An 18,075-nucleotide genomic window follows, 5' to 3' on the forward strand; every position below is an offset into this window, starting at 1 on the left:
CAGTTGAGCGAACGCGAAAGTTCGATCGCTTCTTTGCAGCAGCAATTAGCTACCGAAAAGCAAAATTTAGAAAGCCAATTGCAGGAAACTGTACCGAAGTCAAGTTACGAAAGTTTGCAGCAGCAGTTGAGCGAATGCGAAAGTTCGATCGCTTCTTTGCAGCAGCAATTAGCCGAAACAGAACACCGGGAACACGAGTTTCAGCAGCAACTATCAGAAAAGTCGAGTGCTCTGGAATCTTTGCAGCAGCAGTTAGCTACCGAAAAGCAAAATCTCGAAGATCAATTGCCAACAGAGTTGCAGCAAACCGTATCGAAGTCAAGTTACGAATCTTTGCAGCACCAGTTAGCAGAAAGAGAAAGTTCGATCGAATCTTTGCAGCAGCAATTAGCTACCGAAAAGCAAAATTTGGCACAGCAATTGCAGCAAACCGTGTCGCAGTCGAGTTACGAATCTTTGCAGCACCAGTTAGCAGAAAAGTCAAGTGCGATCGGCGACTTCCAACTTCAACTGACCAAGTTGCAATCTCTGGAAAATCAATTGAGCCAGAGTGCCTCGAAACAGCGAAATTACGAGGCTTTGCAGCAACAGTCTCAAGAACAGCTAAGAACCATCAAAGCTTTACGGGAACAGCTAGGTCAAATGCAGGCTGTGGCTGGGATTGGCGAAGCTTATCTCAACAAGTGGCGCCGTTCCTGATTCTCTCATCAGCACGGCACTGTCTAACGCTCCGGGTGCGCCCGGAGCACTTTACCCCTAAAACGTCCTCTAAACTAGGACTCCTTCCTCTTGTAGCGATAGATTTCAACCTGTCGCTACAAGAGCTTTTTATTGCAAAATATGAGCATAATATTAAGAAATATTACAATAAATAAATTATGACAGCCGATCGCACCCCTTTTGGCAAACCCAGTCCAGCAGACACTAAGGGCCGCGTCACGGTAATTGGAGGCGGAATCGGCGGGATCACAGCAGCCGCCCTGCTAGCCCGCAGAGGATACAAAGTGCTAGTCTTAGACCAGGCGATCGTCCCCGGCGGATGCGCTTCCACCTTCAAGCGCAAAGGCTTTACCTTCGATGTCGGCGCCACGCAGGTTGCAGGATTGGAACCCGGAGGCATTCACCACCGAATTTTTTCAGAATTAGACATAGAACTCCCCGCAGCCACACCCTGCGATCCCGCTTGTGCGGTGTTTTTGCCGGGAGAAACCGCGCCGATTAGCGTGTGGCGAGATCCGCAAAAGTGGCAGAAAGAAAGGCAGCGGCAGTTTCCCGGAAGCGAACCTTTTTGGCAATTATTATCTGCATTGTTCAAAGCTAGCTGGAACTTTCAAGGGCGCGATCCAGTTTTACCGCCCAGAAACTTCTGGGATTTCTGGCAATTAATTCAAGCAGTTCGCCCCGATACTTTAATTACTTTGCCTTTCACTTTTATGACGGTGGGTGATGCTTTGCGCTTGTGCGGGTTGGGGGACAATTTGCGCTTGAAAACTTTTCTGGATTTGCAGTTAAAATTGTATTCTCAAGTCGATACTGAAGAAACGGCGTTGCTGTACGCGGCGACGGCTTTAGGAGTTTCCCAAGAGCCGCAGGGATTGTATCATTTACAAGGAAGTATGCAGGTGTTGAGCGATCGACTCGTAAGCGCGATCGAACTCTACGGCGGCAAAGTCTTACTCCGTCACACAGTTGAAAGTATTGTCACAGCAAACGGCAAAGCAACCGGTACAGTGATTCGCAATCAAAAAACAGGCGAAGTTTGGACAGAAACTGCCGATCGCATTGTTGCCAACGTGACCGCGCAAAATCTAGTAAAATTGATGTCAAGGGAGCCTATTTTCGGTAATTTAACAGATAATTTATCCGTTAAATCAGACAGTTCAGAGACAAAAAACCCACTCCCAAATCAAATGGCAGGCTACAAATATCGAGTCGATAAATTGCCGCCCGCATCCGGTGCATTTGTCATATATTTGGGAGTGAATGAAAGCGCCATTCCAGAAAATTGTCCGCCCCACCTTCAGTTTCTCTACGATTACGAAGGCGAGATTGGGGAGAATAATTCATTATTTGTTTCTGTCAGCCATCCGGGTGATGGCCGAGCACCAAAAGGTATGGCGACGGTGATAGCTTCCTCATTTACCGATACTCGAATGTGGTGGAATTGTACGGATTATGAAGGGTTGAAGCAAAAATATACGGTAGGGGCGATCGCCCGTTTGAGCGAATATTTCAATTTAACAGCAGGGGCGATCGTACATCAAGAAGCCGCGACACCCCGCACCTTTGCCCGCTACACAGCGAGAGATAGAGGCGTTGTGGGTGGTATCGGGCAGCGAATACCAACCTTCGGCCCCTTCGGATTTGCCAACCGCACACCAATTAAAAACTTGTGGTTAGTGGGCGACTCCACCCATCCCGGAGAAGGAACGGCCGGCGTTTCCTATTCTGCTTTAACAGTAGTGCGGCAAATGGAAGCCGCCTCTAAAATCTAAGGAATGAGAATTAAATAACTTGCATTTTTTGTAGGTTGGGTTGAGAAACGAAACCCAACCCCACGCTTGATTGTTGGGCGGAGTGAAACGGAGGGTTCGTGCCACGGGCCCAACCTACGGAAGTTATTTAATCCACGATCCTAAGAGGACACGGCAATGCCGTTTCCCTACGCAAAAAATAATTAATCGCGCGAGAGATGTAACTATCGCGCGATTAAATTTAGGGAACAGTCAACAGTCAACAGTCAACAGTCAACCATCATTCCGGTTTCGCCGGAATTGATATCAACTACATTCTCTAACTACTTGATAGAAATCTTTGCGCCCACAGCTTCAAGCTGTTTCTTCAGTTCTTCAGCAGCTTCCTTAGCAATAGCTTCCTTAACTGCCTTCGGTGCGGCTTCTACCAAATCTTTCGCTTCCTTCAGACCCAGACCGGTAATCGCCCGGACTTCCTTCAGAATTGCGATTTTCTTGTCAGCAGGAACTTCTTCAAGAATCACGCTGAACTCAGTTTGTACTTCTACTTCTTCAGCAGGGGCCGCAGCGCCGCCCCCCATCATCATCATGCCGCCTACAGGAGCAGCAGCGCTGACGCCGAAAGCTTCTTCAATTTGCTTGACCAATTCAGAAGCTTCGAGCAAAGTCAGAGACTTAAGTTTATCCAAGATTTCGTCAGTTGCAGTAGACATTTTTTGAACTCCTAGTTCGATTGTAGATTTGGGATTTGGGATTTGAGATTTGGTCATTCATCATTAGTTTTTTGTCTCCAGTTTTCTATCTATTGCTAAATACTAATGACTGAGGACTAATGACTAATTACTAATGACTTACACAGATGCGCTTTCTGCTTCTGCTTCTGGTTGCGCTTCTGGTTCTGCTTCTGGTTGTGCTTCTGCTGCTACTTCTGCTGAACCGCCGTCTTTTTCAGCATAAGCTTTAAGACCGCGAGCGATCGAAGTAGGAACTTGATTGATACCCACAGCCAACTTGGTTGCGACACCGTTGATAGCGCCAGCAATTTGAGCCATGAGTTGTTCTTTCGACGGCAGATCGGCTAATGCTTTAACATCAGCTTCTTTCAGTACCCGTCCTTCCATCACGCCGCCGCGAAGTTCAGTCTTCTTAGAGACTTTTTGGAATTCTTGGTAAGCTTTAATCGCGCCGCCAATATCTTCTTGCACGAACAGAAACGCCGACGTACCCGTCAGTAATTCCTGTATCGGCTGCCAGGTTTCGTTGCCTTCAACCGCAATTCGCATCAGCGTGTTTTTTGCCACTTGGCAACTGCTGCCTTTCGGACGCAAACGCCGCCGCAAATCTGTGATTTCACCAACAGTTAAGCCCGTGTAATCAATCACGATCGCCAGTTGAGATTCGCTCAAGGTTTGCTTGAGGTCTGCAATAATCTCATTTTTTACTGCTAAAGTTTTGCCCATACTTATTTCACCTCCTTTTAGGATCGAAAACTGCCCGTCAAAAACCCCGACCTTCGAGCCGGGGCAGAGAATTAAAAATTAACAAGTCAGAATTAAAAATAGAAAATTTCTAATCTTTGAGTCTTGAGTTTTTATTTCTTCAGCCTCGGCAGGAAATTAAGCGATCGGCACCTGCGGTCTTCAGCTTATTGATTTTTGATTAGGCTATCATCAGAAGGCAGACATTAGCAAGGGTCTGGCGTAAGTCTTGTCAGAGATTTACACAGACAGCCGAAGCTGTCTTTTACCTTCTGCCTTCTGCTTAATTCTTTCTACGCAGCATCAAGTTTGGTATCGCGCAGAGCACTGATATCGACTTCGATCGACGGGCCCATTGTTGCGGATACGTACAAACTGCGCCAGTAGCGACCTTTAGCACCAGAAGGACGGTTGCGGTCAACAGTTTCTTGCAAAGCATGAAGGTTGACCAGCAAATCTTCCGCTGAGAAAGCTGCCTTGCCAAACATAACATGAACGATGCCAGTTCGATCGGCACGGAATTCTAGTTTACCACCTTTAAACTCGTTGATCGCCTGAGCAATGTCAGTCGTCACCGTGCCGCCTTTCGGAGAAGGCATCAAACCGCGCGGGCCCAACAACCGGCCCAATTTTGCCACCAACGGCATCACGTCTGGGGTAGCAATCAGGCAATCGAAGTCCATCATGCCCTTCTGAATTTCATCGATCAACTCTTCAGAACCAGCAATATCCGCGCCGGCATTCAGAGCTTCTTTAACTTTTTCGCCCTTAGCAATCACCGCAATTCTGACTACTTGACCAGTGCCTTTTGGTAGCGATACAGTTGTCCGCAACTGCTGGTCAGTATATTTCGGGTCAATTCCCAAACGGATGTGAGCTTCAGCAGATTCGCCAAACTTAGCGGTTGCTGTTTCTTTCAAAAGTTGCAGAGCTTCCAGCGGTAGGTAAGGTCTCTCTTCAACTTTCTTTTGAAGTTCTTGCAGTCTTCGGGATACTTTCTTTGCCATTGTTATCTCCTGGGGTCAGTCGATTTTAGATTTTAGATTTTAGATTTTAGATTGAACTTATCAGCCAATCCGATCTCTAAAATTTGTTCGGTTCGATTCTTAGCGAAGCTTTGCTTCTCCCCCTGAATCGATCGATTTTGGATTTTGGATTTTGGATTGAAGATTTTACCTTCACAATCAGGAATTACTGACAACTGCCAACTATCAACTATCAACTGACAACTGCCAACTATCAACTGACTTTAATCCGCGATCGCCACGCCCATATTTTTAGCCGTTCCTGCCACAATTTTCATTGCAGCGTCAACATCATTAGCATTGAGGTCAGGCATTTTGGTTTCAGCGATTTCTCGTAACTGAGCCTGTGTAATCGACCCTACTTGCTTGCGGTTAGGTTCTCCCGAACCCTTAGCAATGCCAGCGGCTTTTTGAATCAAAACCGACGCCGGCGGAGTTTTGAGAATAAACGTAAAACTGCGGTCTTCAAAAACCGAAATTTCTACCGGAACCACCAGACCTGCTTGGTCTGCGGTTCTAGCATTGTACTCCTTGCAAAACATCATAATATTGACGCCGTGCTGACCCAGGGCTGGGCCGATCGGAGGAGCTGGGTTGGCTTTTCCCGCCGTAATCGCCAACTTAATTACTGCAACAACTTTCTTTGCCATTAGTTAGTTCTGTTTCTGAACCTGATTGAACTCCAATTCTACAGGCGTATCGCGCCCAAAAATCGAGAGTAAAACTTTGAGCTTGTTTCGTTCCGGGCTAACTTCAATCACATCACCTTCAAAATCCTTAAATGGCCCGGAAAGTACCACAACGTGGTCTCCAGCAGACATCGATACTTTGACAACTGGTTCTGATTCCTGAGCGTTTCTGAAGATCCGTTCTACTTCCGAATGACTCAGAGGTAGCGGTTTGACGTGACCCCTGCCGCGCCCGTAGCGGCGTTTCTGCTCTGCCCCGACAAAATTAATTACATTCGGGGTATTCTTGATCACCTGCCACGTATCCTCGTCCATAAACATACGGATGAGTACGTAGCCGGGAAAGATTTTTTCATCTGACTGCCGCCTGGAACCGTCTTTGCCGACTTTGATTGCCGGAGTTTGCGGAATTTCGACTTGAACGATGCGATCGGCAACATCCAAAGTTTGAATCCGCTGCTGCAAGTTTGCCTTCACCCGCTTTTCGCAGCCAGAGGCAACTTGAACAGCATACCAGCGAGCATCAATCTCCGGCACATCTGGCGATGCTGCCTGTCCCGTCGCTTCTGTGGAATACTCAGATTCTTCTGATGCAAAAGTCATGGCCCAAACACCTTTCCCGCGCCCCAGTTAAAGAAATTATCCACAAAATAGATCAGACTTGCTGAGAGGATTACCATCAAAAGCACGGCCAAAGACTCGCTGATTAGCTGCTGCCGGCTCGGCCAAACCACTTTGTCGAGTTCTTCTTTCGTTTCCTTAAAAAAACCCGTAGGGTTAAACCCAGACGCCGTTATTTCTTGACTTTCTTGAGCTTCGTCTTTTTTCGCCACGATTGAATCCCCCTTGCGATTTTAGATTTTAGATTTTAGATTTTAGATGGTGTGAGTGGCTCGCGGCTCTCAGATTTTTTGACACTAACCACTTACGCCCAAGTCCTAAATCTCAAATCCAAAGCCACCACTTTTTTACAAGCCCAACCTATCAACTGTGTAACAGCCGATCGCCGAAACCGACGATCGAAAAGCCACACCGAGCATTTGTTGATGGCATTTTTTGCGAACCGCCCACAAAAACTAATTCTACCCGAAAGTTTGCGGTTTTGACTGTTGCCAGCCAATAATCCGGGCGCTTTCGGGCAGAATTTAAAGTTTGGTGATTCAGCGCGCCCTGGAGGACTTGAACCCCCGACATCAGGTTTTGGAGACCTGCGTTCTACCAACTGAACTAAGAGCGCACAGGTGAGGTTGCTGAAATTCGCTTAACCTCTAGATTGCTATTTTAACACAGTGCGCTCGTAAATGGGAAACTTTTTTTTGAAATTTCTCAATTTCCCATGAACCATTTCCCAATAGGAAGCTGGGTGCATTCCTACAGGGAGCGATCGAACCGCTGTTTGACGCGGGTAGCTTTGCCCACCCGATCGCGCAGGTAGTACAGTTTTGCTCTGCGGACTTTCCCGCGGCGCATCACTTGGACGGTGGCTATGCGGGGCGAGTGAATCAAAAACACCCGTTCCACTCCGACGCCCTGAAACACCCGGCGGACGGTGATTGTTTCATTAATCCCGCCGTTACGCATGGCAATCACAGTCCCTTCGTAGGGCTGAACCCGTTCTTTGCTGCCCTCTTTAATTTTCACGCCGACTCGAACTGTGTCGCCCACGTAAATTTCGGGGAGTTGTTTATTAAGTTCTTGCTTGACTCTATTTATTTCTGCCGTCTCGATCGAACGGATTATTTCTGCGCCTTTCATGGGATTTACCAAAACTCACAATCCCTTATCATATATCGAAATGCCCGTTTTATGTCAAAAAATTTTATGTTAGATACCTCTGGGGTCGTATTTCTGCAATTGGGCGCGATGGCTGCACTGGCATTCTACGTCGCCGCCAACTTGGGGGCAAACGATGTCGCTAACTCGATGGGGACATCCGTAGGCTCGAAGGCCCTAACGCTGTGGCAGGCAATAATTGTTGCAGGCATACTGGAATTTTCCGGCGCAGTGCTGTTCGGGCAAGGAGTTTCCGAAACTCTCGCAACAGGAGTTGTGAATGCAGAAGTGTTTGCGGCCAAACCGCAAGTATTTTTAATCGGGATGGTGTCAGTGCTGATAGCTTGCGGGATCTGGCTGCAAATCGCTACCAGTCGAGGTTTGCCGGTTTCTTCATCTCATGCAGTGGTGGGCGCGATCGCGGGTTTTAGCTGTGTTGCAGCCGGAATTAATGCAGTTGATTGGCGAACCATCGGCACCATCTCCCTAACTTGGGTGGCGACACCGATCGCCAGCGGTGCTTTAGCCGCGCTATTTTACAGTGGGGTGAAGTATTGGATTCTCGATCGGCCAGATCCTCTATTTCAACTGCGCGAGTGGATACCTTGGCTGAGTGCAGGAATGCTGAGCGTATTTGGCATAATTGTACTGCCGTCTGTTGTCGATGTCGCTTTGGTGCAGACAGGGGCGATCGCCTTTGTGTACGATCGACTGGGCTGGAATCTTCCCATTCACGATATTGTCATTGGCATCGGGAGTATTGGGGCGATCGGCCTCACACTCAATAGCTGGAAAAAATTAGAATCAGTTGAGAAGGAAGAAGAAAGAAGGAAGAAGGAAGAAGGAAGAAGGAAGAAGGAAGAAGGAAGAAGTACAAACACAAACTCTCCCACTCTCCCACTCTCCCCCCCTCCCACTCTCCCCCCCTCCGAAACTCCGAAACTGGGCCACTCTCTCATCGAGCAACAAATGGCGAGATTTCAAGTCTTGAGCGCCTGTTTTGTAGCATTTTCCCACGGTTCCAACGACGTAGGAAATGCAGTTGCTCCCCTAGCTGCGATCGCCTACATCCGGCGCACAGGTTCCTTTCCCTCAGACGATTTCAGCGTCCCCCTGTGGATTTTAGTCGTCGGAGGCGCAGGAATAGTCATCGGTTTAGCCATCTGGGGCAAAAATGTAATAGCCACAGTCGGCGAAAAGATCATCGAACTCCAACCAAGCGGCGGATTTTGCGCGGAATTAGCCACAGCCACCACAGTCTTGCTAGCATCCCGCTTCGGTTTGCCAGTTTCCACATCCCACGCTTTAGTCGGTGCAGTTGTCGGAGTCGGACTGATCAAAGCTTGGAAAACAGTACGCTGGAAAACTTTGCTGTCAATTGGTTCGGCTTGGCTGGTGACAATTCCGATCGCAGCCGCTTTGGGTGCTAGCATTTTCAGCATCGCCCAATGGATTTTAGCCAGATGAACGCAATTCGATCGATCGCGCCCAACGGCCGCTCAATCACTTAATTTCTGTTTCAAGCAAAGGTTTAGCTGTCTGGCCAGCACCTCAACACAGGGCTTTCTCAACATAGTAAGATGATTTCCTGGAACTCTAATTACCTCTACTTTTTGGGTGGTTAATTCGCTCCAGCCAAGAGTCGGATCTTGATGGCTCGTGCTTAGCTGTTCCGTCGATCTAAACAGAGTAATTCGCTGCGGATAAATTTTCGGTACATAGCCGAGAGTTGCTTGACTGTTAGCCTGAAATACAGTAAACATCGAGGGAATTGCCAGCTCGCGCCAGCTTCTTTCTTTTGACTCCCGAGATAAGATGCTAACCATAACGGCCTGTTTCCAATTCCAGCGATGCAAAAAATTAGCGGCCAAATTAAGCATCTTATTTAATTTCGGAAATCGCGCAGCAATACCGCCACTTTGAACATTTTCCGCAGCAGCCACCAAGCGAAAATAATCTACTACAAAAGGCCAGATAGAGCGCGAAACAGTAGTCAGAATAAACTTGCAACCGTCCCAAAAAGAAGGTTTGTTAGCAGAAACCGGCGCTAAACTATCCAGCACAGCAAGTAAAGCCACTTCATCCCCCGCTGCAAGCAACTGTTGAGCCATCTCAAAAGCAACCAAACCTCCAAAAGACCAGCCTCCTAAAAAATAAGGCCCTTTTGGTTGAACTGTACGCAAGGCTGCGATGTAGTCAGCCGCCATGTCTTTTATGCTAGTTAACGGAGAACTTTCGCCGTCAATACCCTTTGGTTGCAGCCCGTAAAACGGTTGATTTTTTCCTAGCTGAAATGCTAACTCGACATAAGGAAACACGACGCCAAAGATGGGATGGACGCAGAAGAACGGGGTATTTTTACCGCGAGGCTTAATTGCAACTAAAGGCGACCATTCCAGAGAATTTGTTTCTGAAGATAGCGAATCTGCTAAACCTTCAATTGTCGGATTTAAAAAAAGAGCAGACAGCGGCAACTCGCGCTGAAATTGCTGGTTGATCTCATTGATTAGGCGGATTGCCAGCAGGGAATCTCCACCCAAATCGAAGAAGTTGTCGTGAATACCAACGAGTTCGGCATTCAGGATTTCTGACCAAATTTTGGCGAGGGTTGATTCGGTTGGCGTGCGAGGTGCAATGCAGCTTAGATCTATTGAATTGCTAATTAGATTGCCCGGTGCAGGTAGGCGCAGGCGGTCAATTTTGCCATTGGGAGTTAGGGGCAGAAAATCCATCGCCACAAAGGCATTGGGAATCATGTAATTGGGGAGTTGTTGTTTGAGGAAATTGCGTATTTCCCCGGGATTAAGCGTCTGATTGTGATTGGGGACGACATAAGCAACTAGGCGTTTGTTGCCAGACAAATCCTCTTCAGCAACCGCCGCTGTTTCTTTGACTGCTGGATGCTGAACCAGCAGCGCTTCAATTTCTCCCAATTCTATTCGATAACCGCGAATTTTTACCTGTTCGTCAGTGCGGCCTAAAAACTCAATATTGCCGTCGGGAAAATAGCGAGCTAAGTCACCACTTTTATAAATTCGTTCTCCTGCTTTCGGGCTAAAGGGATTAGGAATAAATCGCTGGGCGGTTAATTCGGGGCGGTTCAGGTAGCCTCGCGCCAATCCGCTGCCGCCGATGTACAATTCACCGGGAATTCCAACGGGTACAGGCTGTAAATTTTTATCTAAAATATAGAGTTGAGTGTTGGGAATTGGGCGGCCGATTGGCGGTTTTTTGCACTCGCCAATTTCGGCTAAACTTGACCAGACTGTCGCTTCTGTAGGGCCGTAAGCGTTAAAAAATCTGCGCCCAGAAGCCCAGCGTTTAACAATATCCGGGGAACAGGATTCGCCAGCACAGATGATTGTTTGCAGTGCGGGAAGTTCGGCGTTTGGAAGGACAGCTAGCAGGGAGGGCGGGAGGGTAGCGTGGGTAATAGCATTGTCCTGCAAAAATTGGATTAATGTTTGTCCTGGCAACAAAGATTCTTTCTGGGCACAGTAAAGTGTTGCTCCGCTTCCCAAGGCCATGACAATCTCAAAGATTGAGGCATCAAAACTCAGGGAGGCGAATTGCAAAATGCGGTGATTTGAGTTTAAGTTAAAAGCTTCTATTTGAGCTATGGCTAAGTTGTAGAGTCCCCGATGTTCGATTAAAACGCCTTTGGGTTTTCCGGTTGAACCAGATGTGTAAATGACGTAGGCTAGGTTTTCTGGTAGGATATTTGTAGTTAGATTTTCTGGGCTTTGTCGGGCGATAATTTCTCTGTTGGAGTCCAAACAAACTACTGAAAAAACTCCGTAATTTTCCGGCTGCGTCAAGTTTTGGGCTAAGTGCTGCTGAGTTACCAAAATCGACACCTGAGCATCTTCTAACATGAAGTTAAGGCGCTCTTGAGGATAAGTTGGATCTAAAGGCAGGTAGGCTGCGCCTGCTTTGATAATGCCTAGCAATCCGACGATCGCATCTAAGGAACGTTCTACACAAAGGCCCACTAAAACTTCTGGTGCTGCTCCCAATTGCTGCAAGTAACGTGCAAGTTGGTTGGCTTTGCTGTTGAGTTGGCGGTAGGTTAACTGCTGGTTTTCAAAGACGGCGGCGACAGCATGGGGTGATCGCGCGACTTGCTCTTCAAATAGCTGATGGAAACACTGGTTTTGCGGATAATCTCTCTGAGTGTCATTCCAATCAATTAATAATTGCTGGTATTCTGGCGCTGTCAGCAAAGCCAAGTCGCTGAGGTGCTGTTTGGGATTAGCAACAATGGCTTCGAGCAGCGTTTGGAAATGTCCCGCCATGCGCGCAATTGTGGCGCTATCAAATAAATCTGTGCTGTAGACAAATTGCCCTTGAATACTTCCTGCATTTTCCCACAAGTGGCACTCTAAATCGAGCTTGGCGGTTCCCGCGTCAAAGTCGATCGCCTCGGAAGCGATTCCCGGCAATTCTAGCGCTGCTACAGGAGTGTTTTGCAGGCTGAAACTAACTTGAAATAGGGGGTTGCGGCTCAACTCGCGATCGGGCTGCAATTCCTCAACCAACTTCTCGAAGGGCAAATCTTGGTGGGCGTAGGCTGCCATTGCGACGTTTTTTACCCGATGCAATAGTTCCCGAAAAGTTGGATTTCCTGATAAATCTGCACGCAGCACCAAACTGTTGACAAAAAAACCGATTAATGCTTCTATTTCGCTCAGGTTGCGATTGGCGATCGGCGTTCCTACTGCAATATCTACTTGTCCTGTATAGCGGTACAGCAAAGTTTGAAAAGCGGCTAGTAGAGTGATAAATAAAGTCGCGCTTTCTTGCTGGCTCAATGACTTTAGCTGCTCGCTCAAAGCAGGTGATAGTATTATAAATTGTTTTGCACCTCGGTAGGATGAAACCGCCGGTCTTTGCCTGTCTGTTGGTAGATTGAGTGCGGTAATTCCATTTAACTGCTGCCGCCAATAAGCTAACTGGGTTTCTAATACTTCGCCCTGCAACCATTGGTGCTGCCATTCTGCAAAGTCGGCGTACTGCACGGGCAGTGCTGGTAAGTGCGATCGCCCATTTTTTACAAATGCTGTGTAGAGCGTTCCCAGCTCTCGAATTAGCACTCCAATCGACCAACCATCAGCCACAATATGATGTAAATTCAGCAACAATATATGTTCTGTTTCACTGAGTTGTAGCAGCGTTACTTTGAATAACGGCCCGGCGGCTAAATCGAAAGGGCATTGCGCTGCATCGGTTGCGAGTTGCAGCGCTGCGGTTTCCTGCTGAGTTGGCGAGAGATTTTGTAAGTCGATTGTGGGGAGGGATACGGTGAGAATGGGAGCAATAATTTGTACGAGTTCCCCTTCCAAAAGCGTAAATGTGGTGCGTAAAGTTTCGTGCCGCTGCACAATTTCGTTGAAGGTTTGCTCTAAGGATCTTAAGTTGAGGGAACCTGTTAAGCGGAGCGCAGTTGAGACATTATAGAAAGGATTGTCCGGTGCTAATTGATTGAGGAACCAAAGCCGCTGCTGAGCAAATGATGCGGGGAAGACGAAAACTTCTGTTTCTTGCTGCATATTTATCGAAATTGCACCAGTTCTACCGCCCTAATTTTTATTTACTTTCTTGATTAAAAGATGATAGCTTTCTCCGCCGACTATCGCGCGAAATCGCCACTAAAGCCGGAACTTCACTTTTAGCATTCTTATCTTTTAAATTTTCCACAATCTTAGATAATTCTGCAATTGTCGGTGCTTCAAAAACCCGGCGCAAAGGCAACTCTATCGCGAAAGTATCTCGCACTCTAGAAACAAGCTGAGTCGCCAGCAGCGAATGGCCTCCCAATTCAAAGAAATTGTCCCGGATACCCACTCGCTTTATCCCCAAAACCTCAGCCCAAATTTTCACTAAAACTTCTTCAATAGAAGTATGAGGCGCAACATAACTGCCAGCCCATTCTAACTTAATTGGCTCCGGTGCAGGCAAAGCGAGGCGATCGACCTTTCCGTTAGCCGTCACCGGTAGCGACTCCAGCACCACAAAAGCCGAGGGAACCATATATTCCGGCAGTTTTTCTGCTAGATAAGCCTGCAACTGCGGCACTAATTTCCGCGCTGCTTTAGCTTGTAAGGGATTGTTAGCATAAGAGCGCCAAGGACGCAAGCGATCGCTTCTGGTTTCTGGCACAAAATCTCTGGTTTCGCCCCGTGCAAACACTACATCGTAGCGCCCTTGACTGTCGGAATTAGACCAACTAATATTAACATTATACGGAGCTTGTAAAGCATACCAATCTTCTGGATATACTCCTAAATTATCGACTTTTTCCACAGCTTTCTGCAACTGACCTGCTGTTGGAAATTTATCGACAACAGACAGCAACTCTGCCGCCTTAACTGCTGCCGTTACCCGCGCATTAGGCACATTAGCAATTCTTAAAACATCGATTTGATTGTGCAATAATATTTGTTGCACCTTGGTAACAGTCAGATTCTGATTTTCAGCCGACCAATCCAGCCGTTTTTCGGCGCGTCCCTCCCCTTTTGGCGATGATTTTGGGCGTGCTGTTTCAGACGCAATATGCAGAATAGCATTGTACCGAAAATCAGTTAACTCATTGCGATCACTACCGCGAATTAATTGAATCTCTACGCCGCCAATCTGCGGAAAGCGGTGTTTTAATGCGCTAAAAAACTCTGGTTCAATAACTAACTCTGTTTCTTGAAAAATTTGCATTTGTACTCGCTGCTGCAACTGTTCGCCGGCGAGAGAAGGTTCGGCTTGATACAGTTGTACCGAAGCGTGAAAAGCTGCCAGCAACGGCAAGCTGCGGACATCTCCGATGAATATAAAGCCGCCGGGAGCAGTTGCTTTCACCGCACCTTCTAGCACCTGCACGAGGTAGTCGATATTCGGGAAATATTGCACGACAGAGTTGAGAATTACTGCGTCAAAATCTGCTGTCTCTACTCCTTCAAAGTCTGTCGCCATTTTCTGAAGCAGCGTTACATTAGCTAACTGTTGATTTGCCAAGTGCTGCCGAATATAGTTGAGCGAAATAGGTGAAAAGTCTGTTCCGCAATATTGAGTGCAGCGAGGCGCAATTTGGAACAGCAACAAACCTGTGCCGCAGCCAATTTCTAACACTCGGCTAGGCTGCAAAGCTAAAATTTGGGCTGCTTGATTGTTCGCCCAGTCGCGCACCTGTTCCGCTGGGATTGGCTGATTAGTATAACTGCTATTCCAGCCGACAATATTAAATGTTGGATCTGACTCAACAGCAGGTCGATCGTAAGTTTCATTGTAGAGCATTTGCCACTGCAAGACCTGTTCGTCCTGCAATTGCATTATTTGGTTTTTTTCGCGGGCAACGCTATATTCAGAATTCAGGGCAATATAAGCTACTAAACGTTTATCTCCCTGTCCATCTTCGGAAGCTATTGCTACAGTTTGCTGCACCGCCGGATGTTGAGTTAATACTGTCTCGATTTCTCCTAATTCGATGCGGAAACCGCGAATTTTTACTTGTTCGTCAATGCGTCCCAAAAATTCAAGGTTGCGATCGCCTCTGTAGCGCACTAAGTCGCCGGTTTTGTAAATGTGCTCTCCTGAATTTGGTTTAAAAGGATTGACAATAAAGCTTTGTGCGGTTAAATCTGGGCGGTTGAGGTAGCCGCGAGCGAGTCCGTTTCCGCCGATGTACAATTCGCCAACAACGCCGATCGCCACCGGCTGCAAATATTTGTCTAATATGTAGATTTGAGTGTTCGCAATGGGGCGGCCAATTGTCGGGGCGATGTCTGTTTGCTCTGTTACAGGAATATAACCGGAAGTTGTGACGACTGTGTTTTCGGTTGGGCCGTAATTATTTACTAGCTTAAATGGATGGGATTTTAAAGGATGTTTTTGCAGTTTTTCGCCGCCTGCGAGCAAGATTCGCAACGCTGTTGTTTGAGGCCAATCTAATAGCAAAACTTTCTCGGCTAAAGGTGTTGGTAAAAAGCTAATTGTAATGGCTTTTGATACTAACCAGTTTTGCAGTTTTTCAGGATCTCGCCTGATGTCATCTTCTGGAAAGTAGATGCTAGCTCCCGCGGCGAGATAAGGCCAAATTTCCCACCCGCAAGCATCAAAGCCGATCGCTGCAATTTGCGTGGCCCGATCGCCCGCTGACACCCCAAACTCTCTTTGATGCCAAAAAACGAGATTTAACAAGCTCCCGTGCTCAATTTCAACTCCTTTCGGCTTTCCCGTGGAGCCGGAGGTGTAAATCGCGTAAACCAGATTTTCGGCTGTGACTGCGCTGGTGGGATTGTCGGCGATTTCTTGGGAAATCATCTCCCAGTCTGTGTCTAGAAAAACAACCCTTGGATGGTCAATTTTATCGTCTGACTGTGTTTCTAAATTTTGCACTTCGCCATCATCCACCAGGGAATAAATTCCCTGGCTCATAGCTGAAGTCGGCTGAAGCCGACTGGAAACTTGTCCTCCTTCAGTCGTCTTTAGACGACTTTCGCTATTAGACAGGGAATTTATTCCCTGGCGGGTAAGCAATACTGACACTTGAGCATCTTTTAGCATAAAGCTCGATCGCTCAGCAGGATAGCTCGGATCTAAAATTAAGTAAGCTCCTCCCGCTTTCAGGATACCCAACATCCCCACAATCAGATCGAGCGATCGCCCGCAGCAAAGCCCGACTAAAACTTCCGCCCCAACCCCCATTTTTTGCAGATAACGTGCTAGTTGGTTGCTGCGGAGATTTAGCTCTCGATAGGTGACTCGCTCCTCTCCAAATACCAGCGCCACCGCATCCGGTGTCCGATCTGCCTGCATTTCAAATAGCTGATGGATGCACAAATCTTGCGGATAATCTGCCTGAGTATTGTTGCATTCAACTAACAAATGATAGCGCTCTTGGGCGCTCAAATATTGCAAATTTGCGATTCGCTGTTCGGGATTTGTCACAATGCTTTCTAACAGAGTTTGAAAATGCCCGATCAGGCGGGTAATCGTAGCTTCATCAAATAAATCGGCGCTGTAAATAACCATGCCGCTGATGCCTTCGGAGCTATCAACCCACAGCTTGTTGCTGGGCGATTGGTTGCTTCCCGAGCTGTTGGGCGATCGATCCCACAAATGAAACTCCAAATCAAACCGCGCTGTACCCACATCCAACTGCTGCGGGCTGAGTGTTAATTCTGGCAATTCTAACCGATTCCCCGGCGCGTTTTGCAGCGCAAACGCCACCTGAAATAAGGGATTTTGGTTCAACGCGCGATCGGGGTGCAGTTCTTCTACTAACTTCTCAAACGGCAAATCTTGGTGAGCGTAAGCTCCTAATGCTACCTCTTTGACTCGGTTTAAAAGTTCCCGAAAAGTTGGATTTCCCGACAAATCTGTACGCAGCACCAAACTGTTGACAAAAAAACCGATCAGTGCTTCAATTTCACTGCGGTTGCGATTGGCGATCGGCGAACCTACAACAATATCTTCTTGCTGCGCGTAATGGTAAAGCAACGTTTTAAAAGCTGCCAGCATTGTCATAAACAGCGTCACTCCTTCGCGCTGGCTCAAAGTTTCTAAAGCCTCGCTCAGTTGTTTTGGCAGTTGCAAAAATTGCCTTTTGCCTCGGTAACTTTGAATTGCTGGCCTGGGTCGATCCGCAGGCAAATTTAGCATAGAAATGCCGTTTAACTGCTGCCGCCAGTAAGCAAGCTGCGTTTCTAAAACTTCCCCTTGCAGCCATTCGCGCTGCCATTTTGCAAAATCAGCGTACTGGATCGACAAAGCCGGTAAAGGCGAAGGTTTTTCGCTAGCAAATGCCGTGTAAAGTGCGCCTAATTCCTGAATTAGCACTCCGATAGACCAACCATCGGAGACAATGTGGTGCATATTCAGCATTAGTAAATATTCGGCATCATCTAACTGCAATAATGTGACTCGCAGCAACAAGTCATTGGACAAATTGAAAGAGCGTTGAGCTTCCTCAGCGGTGAGCCTGTTTGCTTCAGTTTGTCGAGATTCCTTTGGCAAGTTTCGCAAGTCCACTACATTAATCGGGAGGTGGAAAGCAGCAGCTATTCTCTGAACAGGTTGGCTCGAAACTACTGCTAAAGTCGTGCGTAAAGCTTCGTGGCGGCGCACAATTTCATTGAAGGTTTGTTGCAGCGCCGAAAAATTGAGAGAACCTGTCAAACGCAATGCTGCGGGAACATTATAGAAGGGATTGTTCGGGACTAATTGGTCGAGAAACCACAAGCGCTGCTGTGCAAAGGAAAGCGGTAGATTTCCGTCCCGCCCCATAGGAACAATCGGTGTAGGAGTGAAACTATAAGTACGATTAGCTGCTTTTAAAAATGAAATAATTTCGGCTTTTTTATGAGAAATTTCGGCGCGCAGTTCGGGTGTAATAATTCCTTCGGGAGCGTTGCACCGCAGGATCTCGCCCTCAACAAAAACATTAATATCTAGACTGCGAAGGTAAGATAAAAACTCAACTAACTCTACCGTGACAGAATCTCTGGCATTTGGCGATGAGCTCGATATTTTTGGCTCGGGCATTTTGAGTCATCCTATCAATCGATTTTAGATTTTAGATTTTAGATTAAAGAATTGAAGCATTGACCCCACAGATAAATTCGGGGGGCAACTTTCATCGGATACA

12 protein-coding genes, 1 tRNA gene, 1 pseudogene and 1 other annotated feature are annotated in these 18,075 nt (G+C 47.3%); of the genes and pseudogenes, 3 read left to right on the top strand and 11 right to left on the bottom strand.

Annotation, left to right across the window (positions count from 1 at the left end):
- A pseudogene (locus QUA56_RS21195) lies at positions 1-699 on the top strand (CopG family transcriptional regulator); the annotation flags it as partial.
- Between the two features lie 179 nt (positions 700-878).
- Positions 879-2,495, top strand: a complete 1,617-nt coding sequence (crtD, locus tag QUA56_RS21200; protein ID WP_333361178.1) for a C-3',4' desaturase CrtD — start codon at positions 879-881, stop codon at positions 2,493-2,495.
- Between the two features lie 302 nt (positions 2,496-2,797).
- On the opposite strand, the gene rplL is transcribed toward crtD, so the two are convergent.
- From rplL to rplS, 9 genes are all read right to left on the bottom strand, one after another.
- A complete protein-coding gene (gene rplL / locus QUA56_RS21205; protein ID WP_333361180.1) occupies positions 2,798-3,187 on the bottom strand; it encodes a 50S ribosomal protein L7/L12 in 390 nt (129 codons plus the stop codon).
- A gap of 138 nt (positions 3,188-3,325) precedes the next feature.
- Positions 3,326-3,934 carry a 50S ribosomal protein L10 gene (rplJ, locus tag QUA56_RS21210; RefSeq protein ID WP_333361182.1) on the bottom strand — a complete coding sequence of 203 codons (609 nt, stop codon included), beginning with the start codon at positions 3,932-3,934 and terminating at the stop codon, positions 3,326-3,328.
- Positions 3,935-3,963: 29 nt separating this feature from the next.
- Positions 3,964-4,136: a sequence feature (ribosomal protein L10 leader region), on the bottom strand.
- A 109-nt stretch (positions 4,137-4,245) separates the two neighbouring features.
- A complete protein-coding gene (rplA, locus tag QUA56_RS21215) occupies positions 4,246-4,959 on the bottom strand; it encodes a 50S ribosomal protein L1 (protein ID WP_333185418.1) in 714 nt (237 codons plus the stop codon).
- A 242-nt stretch (positions 4,960-5,201) separates the two neighbouring features.
- Entirely contained in the window at positions 5,202-5,627 is a 426-nt protein-coding gene (gene rplK, locus QUA56_RS21220) for a 50S ribosomal protein L11 (RefSeq protein ID WP_333361185.1), read from the bottom strand.
- 3 nt (positions 5,628-5,630) lie between these two features.
- Complete coding sequence (gene nusG, locus QUA56_RS21225) at positions 5,631-6,269, bottom strand: transcription termination/antitermination protein NusG (RefSeq protein ID WP_332953948.1); 639 nt, start codon at positions 6,267-6,269, stop codon at positions 5,631-5,633.
- Positions 6,266-6,499, bottom strand: coding sequence for a preprotein translocase subunit SecE (gene secE / locus QUA56_RS21230; protein ID WP_333361187.1), 234 nt, complete (start codon positions 6,497-6,499; stop codon positions 6,266-6,268). The genes nusG and secE overlap by 4 nt, the downstream gene beginning before the upstream one ends.
- Before the next feature lie 151 nt (positions 6,500-6,650).
- Positions 6,651-6,860, bottom strand: coding sequence for a hypothetical protein (locus QUA56_RS21235; protein ID WP_333361189.1), 210 nt, complete (start codon positions 6,858-6,860; stop codon positions 6,651-6,653).
- A tRNA-Trp gene (locus QUA56_RS21240) sits at positions 6,831-6,903 on the bottom strand. Before QUA56_RS21240 ends, QUA56_RS21235 begins: the two co-directional genes overlap by 30 nt.
- A 134-nt stretch (positions 6,904-7,037) precedes the next feature.
- Positions 7,038-7,421 (bottom strand): 50S ribosomal protein L19, encoded by a 384-nt coding sequence (rplS, locus tag QUA56_RS21245; protein ID WP_333361191.1) that lies wholly within the window; start codon positions 7,419-7,421, stop codon positions 7,038-7,040.
- A 66-nt stretch (positions 7,422-7,487) separates the two neighbouring features.
- Here rplS and QUA56_RS21250 point away from each other — a divergent pair, with 66 nt between their 5' ends.
- Positions 7,488-8,906 carry an inorganic phosphate transporter gene (locus QUA56_RS21250; RefSeq protein ID WP_333361192.1) on the top strand — a complete coding sequence of 473 codons (1,419 nt, stop codon included), beginning with the start codon at positions 7,488-7,490 and terminating at the stop codon, positions 8,904-8,906.
- Between the two features lie 32 nt (positions 8,907-8,938).
- On the opposite strand, the gene QUA56_RS21255 is transcribed toward QUA56_RS21250, so the two are convergent.
- Together QUA56_RS21255 and QUA56_RS21260 are read right to left on the bottom strand one after the other, a co-directional pair.
- Positions 8,939-12,988: an amino acid adenylation domain-containing protein gene (locus tag QUA56_RS21255; RefSeq protein WP_333361194.1), complete on the bottom strand. Its 4,050-nt coding sequence runs from the start codon at positions 12,986-12,988 to the stop codon at positions 8,939-8,941.
- A gap of 37 nt (positions 12,989-13,025) precedes the next feature.
- Entirely contained in the window at positions 13,026-17,972 is a 4,947-nt protein-coding gene (locus tag QUA56_RS21260) for an amino acid adenylation domain-containing protein (RefSeq protein WP_333361196.1), read from the bottom strand.
- Positions 17,973-18,075: the final 103 nt, after the last annotated feature.

This window comes from Microcoleus sp. N3A4, assembly GCF_036701805.1.
In the GTDB taxonomy this organism is placed as follows: domain Bacteria; phylum Cyanobacteriota; class Cyanobacteriia; order Cyanobacteriales; family Microcoleaceae; genus Microcoleus.